Genomic DNA, 16,383 nt, shown 5'->3' with positions numbered 1-16,383 from the left:
GTGCCTACTACTAGCAACTTCTCATATTATGAGGGGCTTGTTCGAGGTGCCTGGAAAATGTATCAGGCGGGTGTTCTTGGGCACAAGATGGGAGAGCGTCTTATTGCAGAGAAGAGTGAGAAAATTATTGGTGAGACGATTACGGCACTTTGTGAGTTAGAGGAGAAGGACTGTGTATGTGAGTTTGATTTGAAGGATGCGTTAGTTGATTTATATGAAGAGCTTCATCAAGATGCGAAAGAGATTACTGGTATTGAGACTGGTTATACATCGCTAAACAAAATGACGTGTGGATTGCAGGAAGGTGATTTTGTTGTCCTTGGTGCGCGTCCTTCTATGGGAAAGACTGCGTTTGCGCTAAATGTTGGACTGCATGCGGCGAAGTCTGGAGCGGCGGTTGGGTTGTTTTCGTTAGAGATGAGTAGTAAGCAATTATTGAAAAGGGTGGCTTCTTGCGTAGGTGAAGTGTCAGGAGGTAGGCTGAAAAATCCGAAGCATCGTTTTGCGATGGAAGACTGGGAAAGGGTGAGTAAGGCGTTTGCGGAGATTGGTGAGTTACCTCTTGAGATTTACGACAATGCAGGGGTTACGGTGCAAGATATTTGGATGCAAACTCGTAAGTTAAAGAGGAAGCACGGTGATAAAAAGATTTTAATTATTGTAGATTACTTGCAGCTTATTACGGGCGATCCGAAGCATAAGGGCAATCGTTTTCAAGAGATTAGTGAGATTTCTCGTAAACTTAAGTTATTAGCACGTGAGTTAAATGTTTGTGTAGTAGCATTGTCGCAATTGTCTCGTTCTGTAGAGTCGCGTCAAGATAAGCGTCCTCTTTTATCTGATTTAAGAGAGACAGGGCAAATTGAGCAAGATGCGGATGTCATTATGCTTATGTATCGCGAAGATTATTACGATAAGGAAACGAAGCAGAAAGAGATGACGGAGATTCATGTGGCGAAGCATCGGAATGGACCTGTGGGGAGTTTTAAGTTGCGGTTTTTGAAGGAGTTTGGGAGGTTTGTGGAGGGGAAATAGTGAAAAGACTTGAGTATTACTTTGCATATAAAATAAAGCATAAGTGTTCCATTGTATTCACTTATGCTTTATTTTTTGAATATGTTCCTTATTTCCCCATAAAGAAAGATCGTCTCTCCGCAGTAATCCATTGCTCCAAGTCATCTTGGCTACGTCGGACAAGTCGATTCACTAAAACATCATGCCATACATAATCCTCTAATAAGTATATATGAACGGGGTCATCTGTATAAAAAGCAATATTACGCTCTTCAAGTGATGGGCCATAAATCATTTCTTTAGAATCTATTGATAAAATAAACCAATGCCCTGTAGAGAGGGTTTCTGTATAAGTTGTTATACGATGGGCTTCTAGATTTTTAATAGGATTTTCAACATGCAAGGTAATGCCTTGTACTGTGACTTTATCAGCTACCTCAGCTAGGTCCTCTTTTAACGCTTCATACATTTCATCCCACATTGAAATGACAATACGTCGTTCTGCTTTTTTTATTAATGTTTGACAGTAGCTAATGATTGTTTGATTGTCTTTTAACGTAATGACCCGATTATCCGTTTTTTCCTCAGAAGTTTCTAGTTTTTTTAATGAATCACTAATTCCTTCATAAGTAGACTGCCATTCTGATTGAGCCTTTTGTAAAAAGATTTCAACAGGTAGAGGTGAATAGCGAGTGGTGTCATTTATTTCTTCTTTCATGACAATTCCTTTTTCTACAAGGTTACCTAAAATCTCATAAATTCGCGCTCTTGGGACACCCGAATCTTTACTTACTTGATAGGCTGTGACAGGCCCTTGTTTCACAAGAGATACATAAGATTTAGCTTCATATTCATTAAAACCAATTTTTTTAAGCTGTTGCACTATGTAGTCCACTTTTTTTGTCCTCCGATGTTTGCTTTTATCCCGCTTTAACGGGCAGTAAGTCCCCCACCTCAAAATTCAGCGGAAGCAAAGAAGTTAGGTGGGGGGGCGGGCTGCTCGTAAAAGCCCGATTGGTAAGGGTTGATTAAAGTTTCACTTTATATTTCAACGTTACAATAACTCTTTACATTTAGCAAATTGATAGTTACTATTACAATAGTGACTAAAGGGGAGGCTACGAGTATGGATTTTTATTTAGACCCATCTGTATTAATGATTTTGATTGTTTTTGGATTTGTAGCTGCATTTATTGATTCAGTTGTAGGCGGTGGTGGATTAATCGCGTTACCAGCTTTATTATTTACAGGATTGAATCCAGCAAGTGCAGTAGCCACGAATAAATTAGCATCAACAATGGGGAGTGCAACTAGTAATATTGTGTTTTATCGTTCTGGTAATCTTGATTTGAAATCGGCTTTAAAATTATTTCCAATCACTTTCATAGGTTCCATAATAGGGGCATGGACCGTTCATTTAATGAATCCAGAAGTACTGAAGCCATTAATGCTGATCATGCTTGGTGCAGTCGCTATTTATACGATATTCAAAAAGGATTGGGGAAGTATTTCCACTCATAAAAAATTGTCTGGTCGACACGTCATTATTTTTACCTTTTTTATTTTTGCTATTGGTTTTTATGATGGATTTCTAGGTCCTGGTACAGGTTCATTTTTAATGTTTGCTCTTTTATTTATTGGGTATGATTTTTTAAAAGCAGCAGGTACGGCGAAGTTTCTTAATTTAGGAAGTAACGTTGGTGCATTGTTCATGTTTATGTATGTAGGTCAAGTAAACTATGTGTATGGATTCATAATGGGAATTGCTCAAATTGCTGGAGGAATCGCCGGATCCAGATTTGCTATAAAAAAAGGAAGCGGGTATGTTCGCGCCCTTTTCATTACCGTAACTTGTTTGTTGTTAGCGAAAAATCTGTATGACTATATTCAGTAAGTAATCTAAGTGAAGAGAATGAAAATAATATAAACTCATATTTTTCCATATAAAATTTCATTTGTTTTATTTACATAATATCTTTACAATCATTTGATAAAATAAAGTCAACTGCGTATTGTGAGGGTGGGTGGTTATCCCTTCTTTCTATTCGGAAGGAAAGGAGGTGATAATATGGACTTTTTGTTTGATCTTGTAAAAGAGTTTGTCAAAGCAACTGTGCGCGAACTTTCAGCGTATTTTTTGCAGAAGCAATTTCTGGATAAGGACAACAAAAAACCCACTCCGCGCCGTAGGAAGCAAAAGGGTGGGGTTCGCAAAAAATAATAACGTATAATAACCACTACCCTATACGGTAGCAGTTAGGGAAGAGATGTTAGCGCATCTCTTCTTTTATTATATGCCATTTTAGTGGATGTCATACTTATATAGTACTCTACCGAAAATATATCATATTCCTATTTGGTGGTCAATTTGATTGCATGATTGAAAAGGTGTAGTCTTATTCCTTTTCAAACTGAAAAATATCTCGGTTAATAAGTTGTTGGAGATACCTATCCATTTCAGCCGCAGAAACTTTTCTTGCATTTTTAAACCACCATGCGCTTAATGAGGTGATTGCCCCTGAATAAAATTCAATGATTAAATCATTTGGCATCGTATGATTTTTACAAAGTTGATTTAACGCTTCTATTTCTTGTTTTCTCGTTTCGTGACTTAAATATTGTGCACGGCTAATAAATTGTTCATCAGACATTTGTGCTTCTAATATTTTACCGATTTCTTCATGATGTAGGAATTGTTCCATTACTTGAAATGGTTTACTTAATCGATCTGAAACCGGTATTTCAGCAATCATCTTGCTGTATCGTTTAAATCCAAATGTTAATAAAGCATCTTTATCTTCAAAGTGTTTATAAAAGGTTGTTCGGTGTACCATCGCGCGATCACATATTTGGTTAATCGTGATGGTACTATATTTCTGTTTTGATTGCGTCATTAATTCAAATAAGGAATCCCATAGTAATTTATGTGTACGTCTAATACGTAAATCAAGTTGTTTTTCATTATCGTTCATCTACAATTCTCCTTTTTTGTAGATTAAATATACAGTGATTGAAAATTGATTCTCCCTTTTTAATCTACATATGTATATTATATTACATGTGTTTAGGTATATTTAAAGTTTTTTAAGTAAGAAATAGGAGGAGAATTTGCAAATGAATATGACAACTAAGAGCCCTTCAAGTGGTAAAGTTGATACTTCTAATATGAAACATACCCCCATTTTAATTGCATTACTTTTAGGGGCAATGGTTGCGTTATTAAACGAAACGTTACTTGGTAATGCGTTAACAGTATTAATGAAAGAATTCGACGTAACAGCTTCAACGATTCAATGGCTTTCTACAGCATACATGTTGGTGGTTGGGGTTTTAGTCCCAATTACAGCGTTACTTCAGCAATGGCTTACAACGAGACAGATGTTTTTGATCGCTATGGTAACGTTTTTAGCTGGTACATTAATTGCGGGATTTGCGCCGACATTTTCTGTTTTATTAATTGGTCGTATCGTCCAAGCAGTAGCGACGGGGTTAATTTCACCGTTATTAATGAATACGATTTTAATTATTTGTCCGCCTGAAAAACGTGGTGCCACAATGGGATTAATCGCACTTGTGATGATGGCAGCTCCAGCAATTGGCCCTACATTATCTGGAGTAATTGTGGATTCATTAAATTGGCGCTGGTTATTCTATATTGTTATTCCTATCGTGATCATTTCAATTATGATTGGAATGAAGTATATTCAAAATGTTTCAGAGTTAACAAGACCGAAAGTAGATTATCCATCTATCCTATTATCGACATTAGGATTTGGCGGGCTTGTGTATAGCTTTAGTGCATCAGGTGATTTAGGATGGTCTGATGCGAAAGTGTATGGCACTTTACTTGTTGGGCTTATCTCATTATGTATTTTCGTCGTTCGACAATTAAAAATTGAGAATCCGATTTTAGAGTTACGCGCATTTAAAGTTCCGATGTTTACATTATCAGTTGGATTAATCGTCATTGTGATGATGTCGTTATTCTCAACGATGACTTTATTACCGATGTTCTTGCAAACAGTTTTACTCGTTACAGCTTTTAAATCAGGAATTATCATGCTTCCGGGAAGTGTGATTAGCGCTATAATGGGACCAATTGCAGGTAAACTATTTGATAAATTTAGTCCGAAAGTTATTATCGTTCCCGGCATTGTGTTAGTAGGGATTGCAATGTTCTTATTTAAAGGCATTACACCTGACACATCAATGTTACAAATTATTATTATGCACAGCGTATTAATGGTCGGACTCATGTTTGTCATGACAGCACAAACATACGGTTTAAATCAATTAACACCAGATCTATATCCGCACGGAACAGCACTGTTTAATACGCTGCAGCAAGTAGCTGGCGCAATTGGTACGGCTATCTTTATTTCAAAAATGTCTTCAGGAACAACTCAGTATATGGAAAGGTCCGCAAATCCAATGGATCCAGTAGAGAAGTTAAATGGTTTAACATCAGGATTCCAAGGTGCATTTGCACTTGGATTAGTCTTTATCGTTGTTGCTTTTATCGTATCGTTGTTCTTAAAAGAAGAGAAAAAGGAAGTAAAGGTAGCAGGGGTTTTACAGAACGAAAATTAAGGTTTATATAAAAAGACATCTTTATGATCAAAGATGTCTTTTACATTTCCTCCGTAACATCATACCTTAGCAACTCTTCCTGATTATAAAACCTCTCAAAAATAAGCCCCATTACATAGAAGAATACTAGCCCAAAGCAAATATGAATGAGTGTAAAAGTAGCTCCAAATGAAGAGAATTCATACACGAGAATTGGCAATTTCGCAGTTGTCCAAACGCCTAAGAAAAATACGATGTACCGAATGCTTGCGCCTTTTTTTAATAGTAGTGCTGCGATTGGAAAGGCGATGTAGAGGGGACCAGCTGCAATGCCTCCTAATAATAGAGAAAACAAGATTCCGTATATACTTGATTTTTTGCCCATATATTTCATGAGCGTTTCTTTTTTCACCCACTGATCAAGTAGCCCTACAAATAGTAAGACAGGGGGGAGGAGAAACAGCATATCTAAAATGCTATTCCCTGTTAGTTGTAATGCACTCCACCCTAAAGATTGATTTATAAAAGTTAATACAAAAAGCCCGAGTAGTAAAACGAAAAAGAAGCGATATCTTTTTAGTTCTTTCATACCATCACCATCCAAATGATATAGGAGAATAGAAGTGACATGAGCAAAGCAGATGCATTCCGTGCGTAAGCAAAGCTTCGTCCGAATATTTTTTGTTCCATCGGCAAGGTTGTAATTCCTACTGACATAAGTGTAGACATAAGTGCCGCAACTTGAGGTAGGCCTGCGCCGTGTTGGACTAACGTATGACCAAGAGGAAATACGACGAAGCTTGGAATAAGTGCAACGGAGCCGAGTATTGCTGAATACATAATACCTAACAATCCGGACTGTTCTCCAATGATAGAAGAGATAAAGGACGGCGTTAATATAGAAAGCGATAAGCCGACGAAAAGCATGATGGAAAGCATCGCAGGGAGAAGGTTGCGAAACATTTTCCATGACTTCATTAAAGCATCTTTCGTTTTCCTGCGGTCCTTCATAAAAGAAATCCCAGTAAGAATAATGGCTAACGTGTAAAGAATCACGCCGTTAATCATGATCGGATTCCTTTAAGTCTTTATATTTGCCCAGGAAAAAGGATAAGTTCTTCATTTTTTCTTCAATATCCATTTGAAAATCTGCCAGTTGTTCCTTTCCAGCAGGCGTAATTTTGTACATCTTTCTCGGTTTGTCTTGATGATCTGTACTTACGTAAGATTCAATTGCACCTTCGTTTTCTAATTTTTTTAGTGTGCGATATAAAATGGCACTATCGATTGGATTGACGGGAAGTTCTTCCTCACACTTTTGCAGTAATTGCCCGCCATAGTTATCACCCTCAGCTAGAAATAACAAAAGAAATGCACCTGTATGTCTTCCTGTATGTTTCATGGATCTTCCTCCTAGAATGAATTACGATTAATACTGTTAATGACAGTATACTGTTGTTAACAGTATATGGTGTGTGAAGTGTTATGTCAATTTTAAAAATTGTAATTTTCAAGAGAGAAACTCACAATAACGCTTTTTCAAATATTCGAGTAAAAGTCTGTATTTTTGTATATTTAAATAAAAATTCCCTTGGTTCATATTTTATGAAGCCACTGGAAGTTGCTCCGTTGATATCTCTATTAAGTCTAAAATTTCAAACAGAGTTGTTTTTCCATTCTTGCTAACTTTTCTTTCATTTTTAAATCATCACGCGCTTAATGCGTTGATTACTTCTAAACAAAATTCCATTATTCAATCGTTTGGCATCGCATGAAGCAGAGATTAAAGGTTCAAATGCACAACTCCACATCACTAAAAGTTCTACTGAAGAAGAAGTTATTTCAGCTATGCATAGCATGACTCATCAAAAGGTAAAAGCGATTGATGGACGGGGCAATACCCAGGTATTAAAAAATTCAAACCTCGCTACCTTCACTTGAAATTGTTATAATTAAAACGTTTGTAATATTAATCTCATAATTTGAAAATGATGGGGTGTAATGAAAAAAACTATAGGTATTAAATATTTTATACAAAGAAAAAAGGGGGAACGCTTAAACGTTTCCCTTTTGTTTTTATAGTTATTAAATTGATTGCTGTATTAAATATTAATTTTTTCGTAAAAGGAAATAGCTTTGATATAATCATTTATGGAACTATAGGTATTTCCGAGTTTTTTTAATATTTGATTTGAAAGTTTGTTATTCGTTTTTTGATAAGTGGCTAAGGCTTTATTATATTCGTTAATTGCTTTCTGAGTATCTAGCCGTAACAACCACAAATCACCAAACAATTCATGGGATTTGGCAAGGAAGTAGTGATTTTTCTCTGTTTTAATAATCTCTAGGCAATATTCTTCAACCTTTATAAAATCCTTTTTTGCTAGGTAAGTTTTAGCAAGCTCAATCTTTGTATTATTAATTACTGAAGTTGAAGCTTGTATTTGATGGTATAGTGCCAATGATTTTATGAAATATTCAATGCCTTTATCCAAATCATTTTCTTTTACATATAAAATTCCTAAATTAGTATATAAACCGGCTTCATTTTTTTTATTATCCGTTATTTGTAAGAAGTGAAGAGATTTAAAATAACAAAATTCGGCTTCTGTTAGATTGTTAATCTCCATATAACAAATTCCAAGAGCCATGTATATATCACCTTGTTTAAAATATGTGCCTAACATTTGATTTAATTCTACAGCTTCGGTCAAAAAATGAATGGCAGAATAAATCTCTTTAATTCTTCCATGTACAATTCCTAAGTTTAAAAGTAAAGAGACCTTTGTTATATCTTGAATCTGTTCATAAACAGAAATCCTATAAGCTTCCTTGAGCGTTTGGGTCGCTAGTTCATATTTTTCTAATTTTGTATAGCAACTTCCTAATGAGTCTAAACTTCTCATTAGTTCTTTTGAAGAAGCAGTCTTTTGAAATTTTTCCACACTTACTTTATAGAGTAATTCAGCTGTTGAAAAATCCCCCAGTGTCTCGTGATATTTCCCCTTTACCCAGTTCAATAATCCATACTCATAGAAAGAAATTTGAGTATTAGGACTACCCTCTAATTTTCCTAGTGTATTTTCTATCTTATTTATAATTTCTTCTGTCTTTGCTGCTTTATTGGTAACTATATACGTTTCGCAAAGTTTTAAATTTCGTTTTATTTCTAGAATACTAATATCCTTATCAATATTATTTGAAAGGATTTCTTCCACACTATGACCTAATCTCTTAGAAAGTTGCTCTAAGACATTGTATGTTGGTTCTACGGTTCCTTGTTCTATCTGACTTAAATAACTTCTTGTAATAATCCCTGAGGCTAGCTCTTTCTGAGTTAAACCTGCCTTTTTTCGTAATTCTTTTATCCTCTCTCCGGTCATTTCACTCCACCTTCCATTATTAATTCAATCATATATATATTATAAATGTTTTTAGGATTTTCTGAACATTTTTTAACTTTTTTAACATTAATATAAAAATGTTAAAAAATGTTGACAAAGCGTTTAAATAGAAATATTATGTTATTGTAATCAGAAAATTCATAATGTAGTGATTATTTTGTTATATCTATTAAACATTGTAGCTTTAATTGATCCAGTATGGCCTGTATTTTAATTTTTAACCCATGTATTAAATTATAGTTGAATATAACAAAGCTAATTTTAGGTTTTGTTCGAATAATAAATTTTGAGAGAAGAGGTAATGTGTGATGAGAAATGAATTTGTAACTATGCCTGAATTTAGTATGGACTTGGTAGAAGCCGCTCAAAGAGCAGAGGGTATCTTAGGAGAAATGCCTTTAGAAATGTTAATAGATGTATATGTAAGGTATAAATAATTTTGGTTTATTTGCAAAAAATATCCTGAGGAAATGATTTGTCCAACACATGATATAGATCAAATGTGGCATTTACATATGTTACATCCTAAAAAGTATTACCATGATTGTATGGGGTATTTTGGAGAAATCATGGACCACAATGCTGGTTTTGGAAAAATGCAAGAGGAATATGAAGTATTAGAGGGTATCTATGATAATTCAGAAGAAATCTGGAATATGGAATTTAATCAAAGTTATGATATTGGAATTAAGAAAGATACTTTTCAAAATATAGGTATGGAAACATGTTATAAAGAGCCGTTAAAAGCGAAGAGTATGGAGACATGTTATAAAGAGCCGTTAAAAGCGAAAAGTATGGAGACATGTTATAAAGAGCCGTTAAGAGCGAAAAGTATGGAAACTTGCTATAAAGAGCCTCTTAAAATAAATCAATAAGATTCTACAGCATTAAATTAACATTTTTATTGTCTAAATGCAAATGATACGAGGCTCTCCTCGTATCATTTTAATTAAAGGAGAAAAAACATGGTTCAATATAAGAATAGGTTAATATGTGCAGATACATTAAATACTTTAGGGACAGCTATTACATGGTCTGGATTACCGATGTTTGCATTTTTATCTACTGGTTCTTATTTTTTTACGGGTGCACTTTATTTTACTGGAACAATAGCTGGTATTCTTGTAGGTGCATTTGGAAGTCAACTGATTGATAGATATTCCCCTAAAAAGGTAACATTGACTGCTCTTATGTTAAATATAATAGTTGTTCTATCATTGTATTTGGGTTTAACAAAAGAATACTTTGTTTTTTTAATACCAGTAACTATCATATCTCAATATCTTGGAGCACTTACAAGCTTAAGTCAAAAAACTTGGTATAACTCTCTATATAAGAAAGATAACTTATTAAAGTTAATGGGACAAAGATCTGGCTGGATTGTAACAGCGAAGACATTAGGTTTTACTCTGGGACCATTAATATTTACAACATTGAACACAAATGCAATTTTAATAGATGCGTTATCATTTTTTATATGTTTCGTTTTTCTTATAAATATTCCTATAAAAGATGCTTTACCTAAAAAAGATGAGAAGAATAGAAAGAAACGTCCATTTGAAGGATTAAAGGCTTTGGTTTTTAATTCAAATGTAAGACCTTTTTCAATAATTTTTTTCCTGGAAGGAATGATTATGCCTATCATTATGAGTACCTCTATATATGCATTAACTAAGGAGTTTCATTTTGATTCAAGAGATATAACACTATTCTGGCTTATAGGAGGTATAGGTTCAATACTTTCGAACTATTTTTTAGTAGGATCTAAATTGTTTACGAAGAATATATTTAAAGGTTTATTTATCTCAGGGACGTTAATGAGTTTAGGTATTTTAATTATGACATTCACATCTAATTCTGTAGTATATTTATGTAGTTTTTCCTTTGTTACTTTAACTAGTCCTCTATTATCAACTCTTTCTGAAAAAGAAGCGTTTATTAGGATTCCGGATGGAGATCAAGCAAAAACTTTAGGAGGTTTACTATCTCTAAGTCAAATAGGTACTTTATTTATTATGCTGATTTCTACATTGATTGTTGAAAACTTTGGTTATCAATCACTATTTCTATTGATAAGTATGATAGCTGTCATTCGGTTTGTGGTATTAATCTATGTCATGAAAAATGAATATTTACAAAATCAACAGAAATATAAGTTGAATTGAATAAGGTAGAGCGAAGGAGAAATAAAATGATTATACAAAATGAAAAGGTGGATATGGGATTAAGTACAGCTGGAGAAATAGGAGTAAATCTATTATTTTATAGTAATACTATTTTGTATAAATCTTTAGGCATGGCCGTAAAATCGGCAAATATTCATGATTTAATAGAAAGCGCGGAAGTATTACAATTTTATGTTGAGGATGGATTGATAGAATCATCATATTTTGAAGAAATTGGGAAGCAAAAAATGTACTATTTTTCACGTGAAATAAAAAATAAACGCGACCTGTTATGTGATTATGAAAAAAATGATATAAGTTTGAATTATAAATTAATACAACCACTTTGTAAGGAAGAAGGGTATCAAACAAATTTAATTCCCCTATTAATTTCAGTTATGCTAGTTAAGGGATTATAAGGTATCGCTATCAAGCTAAGATTATGCAAAGTCAATTTTAGACGAGATTGTTTCTTTTTCCTAAAGAGCAAGTCTAGGTATTGCAGTAATTACTGTTTTGAGGACAATTTACTGTGCACTAAGTGTCTAATGTCTGCTTTTACTTTGGCTTTATATTGCAGCACCTCTTAATTAAAGGTGCTGTTTTTTGTTAATTAACAATCATTGTACTCAAAAAATTAATAATATGTTATGCGATACGGTATTGTTAATTTTGATGCTGGGCGATTCTCTGTTGAATTGAAAAAAGTACCATATGATAACGAAAACTTTATAAATCAATACTTAAAGTTACAAATTCCAGATTATAAAACCATTTTAAAGATTTTTTATGGCAAGAACATATAAGCTGATTAAACTAGTAGATTCATTGAATTCCGAGTTCGAAAATTATGTGAATGAGCTGTCCATATGGTAAGCTCATTGTATTTTTTGCCTAGCGTGGGTGGGTTCCAAAATGCGGGTGGTACTCCGATCTAGTTGGGGGAAGGCACCTTAGGGTGTCTTTTCTTTATTACCTTTCGATCAAATATGACGATATGAAAATAAATCATTTGCTACTATGAGATGAGAAATCTTACATTTTAAAAAGAACTAATACAGATCGGAGGGGAAAAAATGAAACAAAAAAAGACACTCTCAAGAGTGCCTCCCCTTAGCAGCCGAATCCGCCGCCCCAACAGCTAGCGCCAACGATGATTAATAAAATAAACAGTACAACAAGTAAAGCGAAACCGCCGCCGAAACCGCAGCCTCCACCACAACTACCGCCATAGCCCATATTAACTCCTCCTTCCATAAAGACCATTAATTAATGGATTTAATTCACTTTATGTTTTTACGGATAATCTTGAGCAGGTCCTTTTGAAAAATAAAGGTGCTTAGATTTTAAGAGAGTTGACGACCTTATTTTTGTCACCGTTATTCCGCTGATGACATATTCTATTTTATTCTGTGTATTGGGGGAAGGAGGATCTTTATGGCTAATTCTGAAATGATTTTACGTTTACTTACAGATTTAAAGATTGAACAGCAAGCTTTAAAAGAACAGCTGGAAAAAATGCAAACAGCTGTGAATACTCTTGAAGAAAAATCATTGATTGTGGAAGAAAAACCAAAGACTATTGAAGAAAAACCAGCTGTTGCTGCTGCAAAGCAAAGAGCTCATTCTGGACACCCAACATCTTTTCGTGCTTGGAGAGCATCTGCTCAAAGGAATTCATAAAAATATAAGAAAAGAAGACATCAATTAAGATGTCTTCTTTTGCTTGTACAATTCAAATGATGTTAAGAAGGTATATCCATATTGCTTTAAAAATAAGAAGAAAATAACGATTGTCGACTCCTTTTTTAGTATAGCATGTAATAATGAAATTTTATATGTAATATTGCATATATATAGATTATAAAATTTTTATGTTATATATTTTAGTTGTCTGTTATTTGTTTTAATTCATTTACTTATATTATTTTTTGAGCGCCCCAGTAATGGGGCCTTTTTTTATAATTGTTTTAAAGCGGAAACCCCTCAAGTATAGTGAGGGGCTACATGACTAGGTAAATGAATAATTATTAGTGTTTAATGAGCTGAAGTTCAGGATATTGCTTCTGAATGTCTTCTAAATGATTTTCGTTTATTCCTTTTAAATTTTGATCAAAGAAGCTAGTTACTAGTTTATTAATGAGTGTATAATTTGCAGCTACATCTTCGTCTGGTTCGTTAATAATAGGTGAAAATGCTGCTAAATCTGTAAAACTAGTATGGTTTGTTTTTGGAATTACCACTGTGTACACGCCCGGTTTTTCAATCGTTTTATTTCTTAAATAAACTATTTCCAATAATTCATTTTGGATTCCGGTTATCTTTTGATTCTTAGCCTCTTTCATAAAATGAATCGTAGCCTCAGCATTCATCAACATGAATGGTTTCTGAGGACCGTCTTTAGGCATTGGATCGCCAAACAATCCGCCATCCATATCAATTGCAGCTTTAATACGCGTATCCTTTACTAACATTTGTGCGGAAGTTGCTCCGCCAAAAGAGTGACCGAACATTCCAATTTTGTCATAGTTAATTAAGTCTGCGATCGTTTTAAAACTTTTATCGAAATTACCTTCTATTACTTCGTTTAAAACAAAAGTAGTATCCTGTTCCCATTTTTGAACTATCGTATTTAAGGCCGTAGGTGTATTTTCAATTGGTATAGAGTCTACACGGTTTCCGTTAGGGAAAATCGTTGTTGCTGCGTATCCTGTGAAATTAAGAGCGATTACTACATAGCCTTGACTAGCTAATTCCTCTAACTGGAATGTATTTTGTTGACCATATAATCCCATCCCATGGCCGAATAAAAGGAGGGGGAATTTTTCTTTAGCTTGAAGTGGCTTAGCATCTTGATAAGAATGTGTTTTTGTCAGCCCTAAATGTGTCGTTACGATATACGGAGCACCGTTTGTTACTGCCAATTGTTCAGCCAGCTCGTTTATGTTCTCAAAATAGGTAGAAGGGTTCCCTGATCCTTTTTCGGCAGGATAATATACTTGTATCATTAACTCACGATCTCTATGATTATTTGGTACAGTGGTTTCTTTTCGATTTTTATCAATTAAATGAAAAGCTTTCGTTCCTACTGTATATTTTCCAGTAGGCTCAGGGAGTGTTATGATCGGAAAAAGTAAAGGTAATGTAAACATTGCGATAGCAGTTACGATAATTCCTAAACCTTTTAAAACTTTCATCACTAACTTTTTAGAAACAGCTGTAGTTTTTGGTTTCAAAAAAACTTGTAATGTTAAAACGAACAATAAGAAATAGGCGGGGATCATACGCCAGTTTGCACCAATTACAATGATGGTGGCAAATAAGAATGCATAATTGATCAGTAAAATGGCTACATTTTTTTTCGTTAAACCACGTTCGATAAAAATGAGAGTGATGCTAGATAAAAGTAATACAGCAACAAAAATGATTTCTAACATTTTCAGATTTTAGCTCCTTTCCAAATCACGTTGTAATAGATTGATAATTTACAACCTTCTCAATTATATAACTATCATTGGTGATTGTATGCATGTAAGTAAGTTTAGAATGTTTTTACATGACATTTTAAAAAAAGTACTCATACGAGTACTTTTTCTTAAATGGATTATTATTTATTTTTAAACCGTTCCCCACAAATGATAAACCATACCGAAAACAAAAAATGCGAGTCCTACAAATAAAACGATTAAAGCAAGCATTCCATTTTTATTATGTTCCATACAGTTAGCTCCTTTTTAGTTATATAGAAAAAAGCCTTTAGTCGTAATTATGGCTAAAGGCTTTGATCTTCATACTTTACAGTTAATAAAAAAGTTGTACTTCTGTATGAATTTGGAATATGATTATTTAAAGAGTAGGTGATGAGTACATGCAGGAAACAAAACAATTCCCGCTTATATGTGGAAATCTCTCATTAGATTTAGTGAATACAGAGTTAGTTAGGCGTGGACAACGTTATGATTTATTAATAACGGATGAAGATGTATTAGAATGGCTATATGTAATAAAGGTTAATCTTCCTTTTTGGAATGAAAAAACACTTATAGGAATTCAAGAACGAATGGATCAAGTTACATCTAGCATATTAGAGGCAAGAGAAGTACTGAGAAAACAGTTTGAGACAATTGCTGATCAGCACGAAATTTCTAATGATTTTATTATGTATTTAGAAAAACAAATTGAGAAGGCACCCTTTACATATAAAGTCATTGAACAGCGTCTAGTACCTGTCCCAGTTGGAGAAGTTGAGGATGTACTTGTATCAATAATTGCATTTGATGCTTTAACCTTAATAACAGAAAATAAGCTTATTTCTCTTAAAAGGTGTTCAAATCCCGACTGTGTTTTATTATTTATAGATAAAAGTGGGAAACGAAAATGGTGTTCTATGAAAATATGTGGGAACCGAAAAAAGGTAGCAAAATTCCAGGATCGAAAATGTGAAGAAGTTTAGGGATCAACTTATATGAGTTGATTCTTTTTTTCTGTATTTTTAAACTAACCCCTAAAATTAATATTGACTGGTTAGTTTGTTTGAAATATAATTGTTGGTAAATAAAGGAGGAGAATGATGAATCATATAACAGCAGCTAAGAAGAAAGATGCTCCACCAATAAGTGTACGATATTTTGCAAAAATGAAAGGGAAAGGAAGAAGTCCGTTACAAGTAAATATAAAGGACTCTTTGACAGGACTATTAGGGGGATTTTTAACAATTCTCACCTTAACATATTTAACGAGTATAACTTCTACAGAATTGTTAATGGCTCCATTTGGGGCGAGTTGTGTATTAGCGTTTGGAGTTTGGAATGCACCGTTATCACAGCCACGTAATATTATTGGAGGACATTTGATTTCAACTTTCATTGGCCTATCAATATATCATTTGTTTGGGAATGAATATTGGACGATAGCTTTAGCAGTGGGGATGGCAATAGCCGTTATGATGTTAACGAGAACAACGCATCCTCCGGCAGGGGCTGATCCAATTGTCGTTATTTTAGGAGCATACAGTTGGAGTTATTTAGTAACACCAGTTTTAGTTGGTTCCCTTGTTATTGTAGTTATTGCTTTATTCATTAATAACATGAGTAGTAAAAGAAGCTATCCAACTTTTTGGATATAATTAATAAGGTGAAAAACAATTTGAGTAAGTATCCCGTTTTTGCTATGTCTTCATTTCATATACTTTTTAGTTTACAAAGAAAAGACACCCATATAAGAGTGTCTTT

General features: G+C 33.9%; 20 protein-coding genes. 12 read left to right on the top strand and 8 right to left on the bottom strand.

Going from position 1 to position 16,383, the window contains the following annotated elements; all coding sequences use genetic code 11:
* Positions 1-1,035, top strand: a 1,035-nt coding sequence (locus BAQ46_RS00550) for a DnaB family ATPase (RefSeq protein WP_071741460.1), incomplete at its 5' end; no start/stop codon positions are given.
* A gap of 88 nt (positions 1,036-1,123) precedes the next feature.
* Here BAQ46_RS00550 and BAQ46_RS00545 read toward each other — a convergent pair.
* A complete protein-coding gene (locus BAQ46_RS00545) occupies positions 1,124-1,909 on the bottom strand; it encodes a TrmB family transcriptional regulator (RefSeq protein ID WP_071741459.1) in 786 nt (261 codons plus the stop codon).
* A gap of 231 nt (positions 1,910-2,140) precedes the next feature.
* Between BAQ46_RS00545 and BAQ46_RS00540 the strand changes: the two genes are divergently transcribed.
* Positions 2,141-2,908, top strand: coding sequence for a TSUP family transporter (locus BAQ46_RS00540; protein ID WP_071741458.1), 768 nt, complete (start codon positions 2,141-2,143; stop codon positions 2,906-2,908).
* A 174-nt stretch (positions 2,909-3,082) separates the two neighbouring features.
* A complete protein-coding gene (locus tag BAQ46_RS30510) occupies positions 3,083-3,235 on the top strand; it encodes a hypothetical protein (protein WP_071741457.1) in 153 nt (50 codons plus the stop codon).
* Between the two features lie 175 nt (positions 3,236-3,410).
* On the opposite strand, the gene BAQ46_RS00530 is transcribed toward BAQ46_RS30510, so the two are convergent.
* Positions 3,411-3,986: a TetR/AcrR family transcriptional regulator gene (locus BAQ46_RS00530; RefSeq protein ID WP_071741456.1), complete on the bottom strand. Its 576-nt coding sequence runs from the start codon at positions 3,984-3,986 to the stop codon at positions 3,411-3,413.
* Positions 3,987-4,128: 142 nt separating this feature from the next.
* Here BAQ46_RS00530 and BAQ46_RS00525 point away from each other — a divergent pair, with 142 nt between their 5' ends.
* The gene (locus BAQ46_RS00525) at positions 4,129-5,604 is read left to right on the top strand and encodes an MDR family MFS transporter (RefSeq protein WP_071741455.1); all 1,476 of its coding nucleotides are present in this window, start codon (positions 4,129-4,131) and stop codon (positions 5,602-5,604) included.
* A gap of 40 nt (positions 5,605-5,644) precedes the next feature.
* On the opposite strand, the gene BAQ46_RS00520 is transcribed toward BAQ46_RS00525, so the two are convergent.
* Genes BAQ46_RS00520 through BAQ46_RS00510 form a run of 3 tightly spaced genes read right to left on the bottom strand, consistent with a single transcriptional unit; the run spans position 5,645 to position 6,985 of the window.
* Positions 5,645-6,172, bottom strand: coding sequence for a permease (locus tag BAQ46_RS00520; RefSeq protein ID WP_071741454.1), 528 nt, complete (start codon positions 6,170-6,172; stop codon positions 5,645-5,647).
* Positions 6,169-6,651: a hypothetical protein gene (locus BAQ46_RS00515; protein ID WP_071741453.1), complete on the bottom strand. Its 483-nt coding sequence runs from the start codon at positions 6,649-6,651 to the stop codon at positions 6,169-6,171. Before BAQ46_RS00515 ends, BAQ46_RS00520 begins: the two co-directional genes overlap by 4 nt.
* Positions 6,644-6,985: a PadR family transcriptional regulator gene (locus tag BAQ46_RS00510; protein ID WP_071726513.1), complete on the bottom strand. Its 342-nt coding sequence runs from the start codon at positions 6,983-6,985 to the stop codon at positions 6,644-6,646. The genes BAQ46_RS00515 and BAQ46_RS00510 overlap by 8 nt, the downstream gene beginning before the upstream one ends.
* A 359-nt stretch (positions 6,986-7,344) precedes the next feature.
* Between BAQ46_RS00510 and BAQ46_RS00505 the strand changes: the two genes are divergently transcribed.
* Positions 7,345-7,524 (top strand): hypothetical protein, encoded by a 180-nt coding sequence (locus BAQ46_RS00505; RefSeq protein ID WP_074541986.1) that lies wholly within the window; start codon positions 7,345-7,347, stop codon positions 7,522-7,524.
* A gap of 161 nt (positions 7,525-7,685) precedes the next feature.
* On the opposite strand, the gene BAQ46_RS00500 is transcribed toward BAQ46_RS00505, so the two are convergent.
* On the bottom strand, positions 7,686-8,966 hold the full coding sequence (locus BAQ46_RS00500) for a helix-turn-helix domain-containing protein (protein WP_071741452.1): 1,281 nt from the start codon (positions 8,964-8,966) through the stop codon (positions 7,686-7,688).
* 329 nt (positions 8,967-9,295) lie between these two features.
* On the opposite strand from BAQ46_RS00500, the gene BAQ46_RS31320 reads away from it, so the two are divergent.
* The 4 genes from BAQ46_RS31320 (at position 9,296) to BAQ46_RS00485 (ending at position 11,571) form a co-directional block, all read left to right on the top strand.
* Complete coding sequence (locus tag BAQ46_RS31320) at positions 9,296-9,424, top strand: hypothetical protein (RefSeq protein ID WP_262724185.1); 129 nt, start codon at positions 9,296-9,298, stop codon at positions 9,422-9,424.
* Between the two features lie 63 nt (positions 9,425-9,487).
* Positions 9,488-9,862 carry a hypothetical protein gene (locus BAQ46_RS00495; RefSeq protein WP_145925671.1) on the top strand — a complete coding sequence of 125 codons (375 nt, stop codon included), beginning with the start codon at positions 9,488-9,490 and terminating at the stop codon, positions 9,860-9,862.
* A 90-nt stretch (positions 9,863-9,952) separates the two neighbouring features.
* Entirely contained in the window at positions 9,953-11,152 is a 1,200-nt protein-coding gene (locus BAQ46_RS00490) for an MFS transporter (RefSeq protein ID WP_071741450.1), read from the top strand.
* 26 nt (positions 11,153-11,178) lie between these two features.
* Positions 11,179-11,571, top strand: a complete 393-nt coding sequence (locus BAQ46_RS00485) for a hypothetical protein (protein WP_002150736.1) — start codon at positions 11,179-11,181, stop codon at positions 11,569-11,571.
* 694 nt (positions 11,572-12,265) lie between these two features.
* On the opposite strand, the gene BAQ46_RS00480 is transcribed toward BAQ46_RS00485, so the two are convergent.
* Positions 12,266-12,391: a YjcZ family sporulation protein gene (locus BAQ46_RS00480; protein ID WP_000540377.1), complete on the bottom strand. Its 126-nt coding sequence runs from the start codon at positions 12,389-12,391 to the stop codon at positions 12,266-12,268.
* Between the two features lie 198 nt (positions 12,392-12,589).
* Here BAQ46_RS00480 and BAQ46_RS00475 point away from each other — a divergent pair, with 198 nt between their 5' ends.
* Positions 12,590-12,835 carry a hypothetical protein gene (locus BAQ46_RS00475; protein ID WP_000013680.1) on the top strand — a complete coding sequence of 82 codons (246 nt, stop codon included), beginning with the start codon at positions 12,590-12,592 and terminating at the stop codon, positions 12,833-12,835.
* 347 nt (positions 12,836-13,182) lie between these two features.
* On the opposite strand, the gene BAQ46_RS00470 is transcribed toward BAQ46_RS00475, so the two are convergent.
* Entirely contained in the window at positions 13,183-14,589 is a 1,407-nt protein-coding gene (locus tag BAQ46_RS00470; protein WP_071741449.1) for an alpha/beta hydrolase family protein, read from the bottom strand.
* Positions 14,590-15,020: 431 nt separating this feature from the next.
* Between BAQ46_RS00470 and BAQ46_RS00460 the strand changes: the two genes are divergently transcribed.
* Together BAQ46_RS00460 and BAQ46_RS00455 are read left to right on the top strand one after the other, a co-directional pair.
* Positions 15,021-15,605 (top strand): CGNR zinc finger domain-containing protein, encoded by a 585-nt coding sequence (locus BAQ46_RS00460; RefSeq protein WP_071741448.1) that lies wholly within the window; start codon positions 15,021-15,023, stop codon positions 15,603-15,605.
* A 117-nt stretch (positions 15,606-15,722) separates the two neighbouring features.
* Positions 15,723-16,277: an HPP family protein gene (locus tag BAQ46_RS00455; RefSeq protein ID WP_071741447.1), complete on the top strand. Its 555-nt coding sequence runs from the start codon at positions 15,723-15,725 to the stop codon at positions 16,275-16,277.
* The last annotated feature ends 106 nt before the right edge of the window (positions 16,278-16,383 follow it).

Source organism: Bacillus paranthracis (assembly GCF_001883995.1).
GTDB classification, from domain to species: Bacteria; Bacillota; Bacilli; order Bacillales; family Bacillaceae_G; genus Bacillus_A; species Bacillus_A paranthracis.
Note: the sequence above shows the minus strand (reverse complement) of the source record. Positions and strands in the feature narration are given on the sequence as shown.

What these genes read in the sequence shown, in the direction of transcription:
- BAQ46_RS00485 (WP_002150736.1), top strand. Translation starts at nt 11,179, where the DNA reads ATGATTATACAAAATGAAAAGGTGGATATGGGATTAAGTACAGCTGGA.
- BAQ46_RS00510 (WP_071726513.1), bottom strand. Translation starts at nt 6,985, where the DNA reads ATGAAACATACAGGAAGACATACAGGTGCATTTCTTTTGTTATTTCTA.
- BAQ46_RS30510 (WP_071741457.1), top strand. Translation starts at nt 3,083, where the DNA reads ATGGACTTTTTGTTTGATCTTGTAAAAGAGTTTGTCAAAGCAACTGTG.
- BAQ46_RS00540 (WP_071741458.1), top strand. Translation starts at nt 2,141, where the DNA reads ATGGATTTTTATTTAGACCCATCTGTATTAATGATTTTGATTGTTTTT.
- BAQ46_RS00480 (WP_000540377.1), bottom strand. Translation starts at nt 12,391, where the DNA reads ATGGGCTATGGCGGTAGTTGTGGTGGAGGCTGCGGTTTCGGCGGCGGT.
- BAQ46_RS00475 (WP_000013680.1), top strand. Translation starts at nt 12,590, where the DNA reads ATGGCTAATTCTGAAATGATTTTACGTTTACTTACAGATTTAAAGATT.
- BAQ46_RS31320 (WP_262724185.1), top strand. Translation starts at nt 9,296, where the DNA reads ATGAGAAATGAATTTGTAACTATGCCTGAATTTAGTATGGACTTGGTA.
- BAQ46_RS00460 (WP_071741448.1), top strand. Translation starts at nt 15,021, where the DNA reads ATGCAGGAAACAAAACAATTCCCGCTTATATGTGGAAATCTCTCATTA.
- BAQ46_RS00495 (WP_145925671.1), top strand. Translation starts at nt 9,488, where the DNA reads ATGTGGCATTTACATATGTTACATCCTAAAAAGTATTACCATGATTGT.
- BAQ46_RS00515 (WP_071741453.1), bottom strand. Translation starts at nt 6,651, where the DNA reads ATGATTAACGGCGTGATTCTTTACACGTTAGCCATTATTCTTACTGGG.
- BAQ46_RS00530 (WP_071741456.1), bottom strand. Translation starts at nt 3,986, where the DNA reads ATGAACGATAATGAAAAACAACTTGATTTACGTATTAGACGTACACAT.
- BAQ46_RS00500 (WP_071741452.1), bottom strand. Translation starts at nt 8,966, where the DNA reads ATGACCGGAGAGAGGATAAAAGAATTACGAAAAAAGGCAGGTTTAACT.
- BAQ46_RS00470 (WP_071741449.1), bottom strand. Translation starts at nt 14,589, where the DNA reads ATGTTAGAAATCATTTTTGTTGCTGTATTACTTTTATCTAGCATCACT.
- BAQ46_RS00520 (WP_071741454.1), bottom strand. Translation starts at nt 6,172, where the DNA reads ATGAAAGAACTAAAAAGATATCGCTTCTTTTTCGTTTTACTACTCGGG.
- BAQ46_RS00490 (WP_071741450.1), top strand. Translation starts at nt 9,953, where the DNA reads ATGGTTCAATATAAGAATAGGTTAATATGTGCAGATACATTAAATACT.
- BAQ46_RS00525 (WP_071741455.1), top strand. Translation starts at nt 4,129, where the DNA reads ATGAATATGACAACTAAGAGCCCTTCAAGTGGTAAAGTTGATACTTCT.
- BAQ46_RS00455 (WP_071741447.1), top strand. Translation starts at nt 15,723, where the DNA reads ATGAATCATATAACAGCAGCTAAGAAGAAAGATGCTCCACCAATAAGT.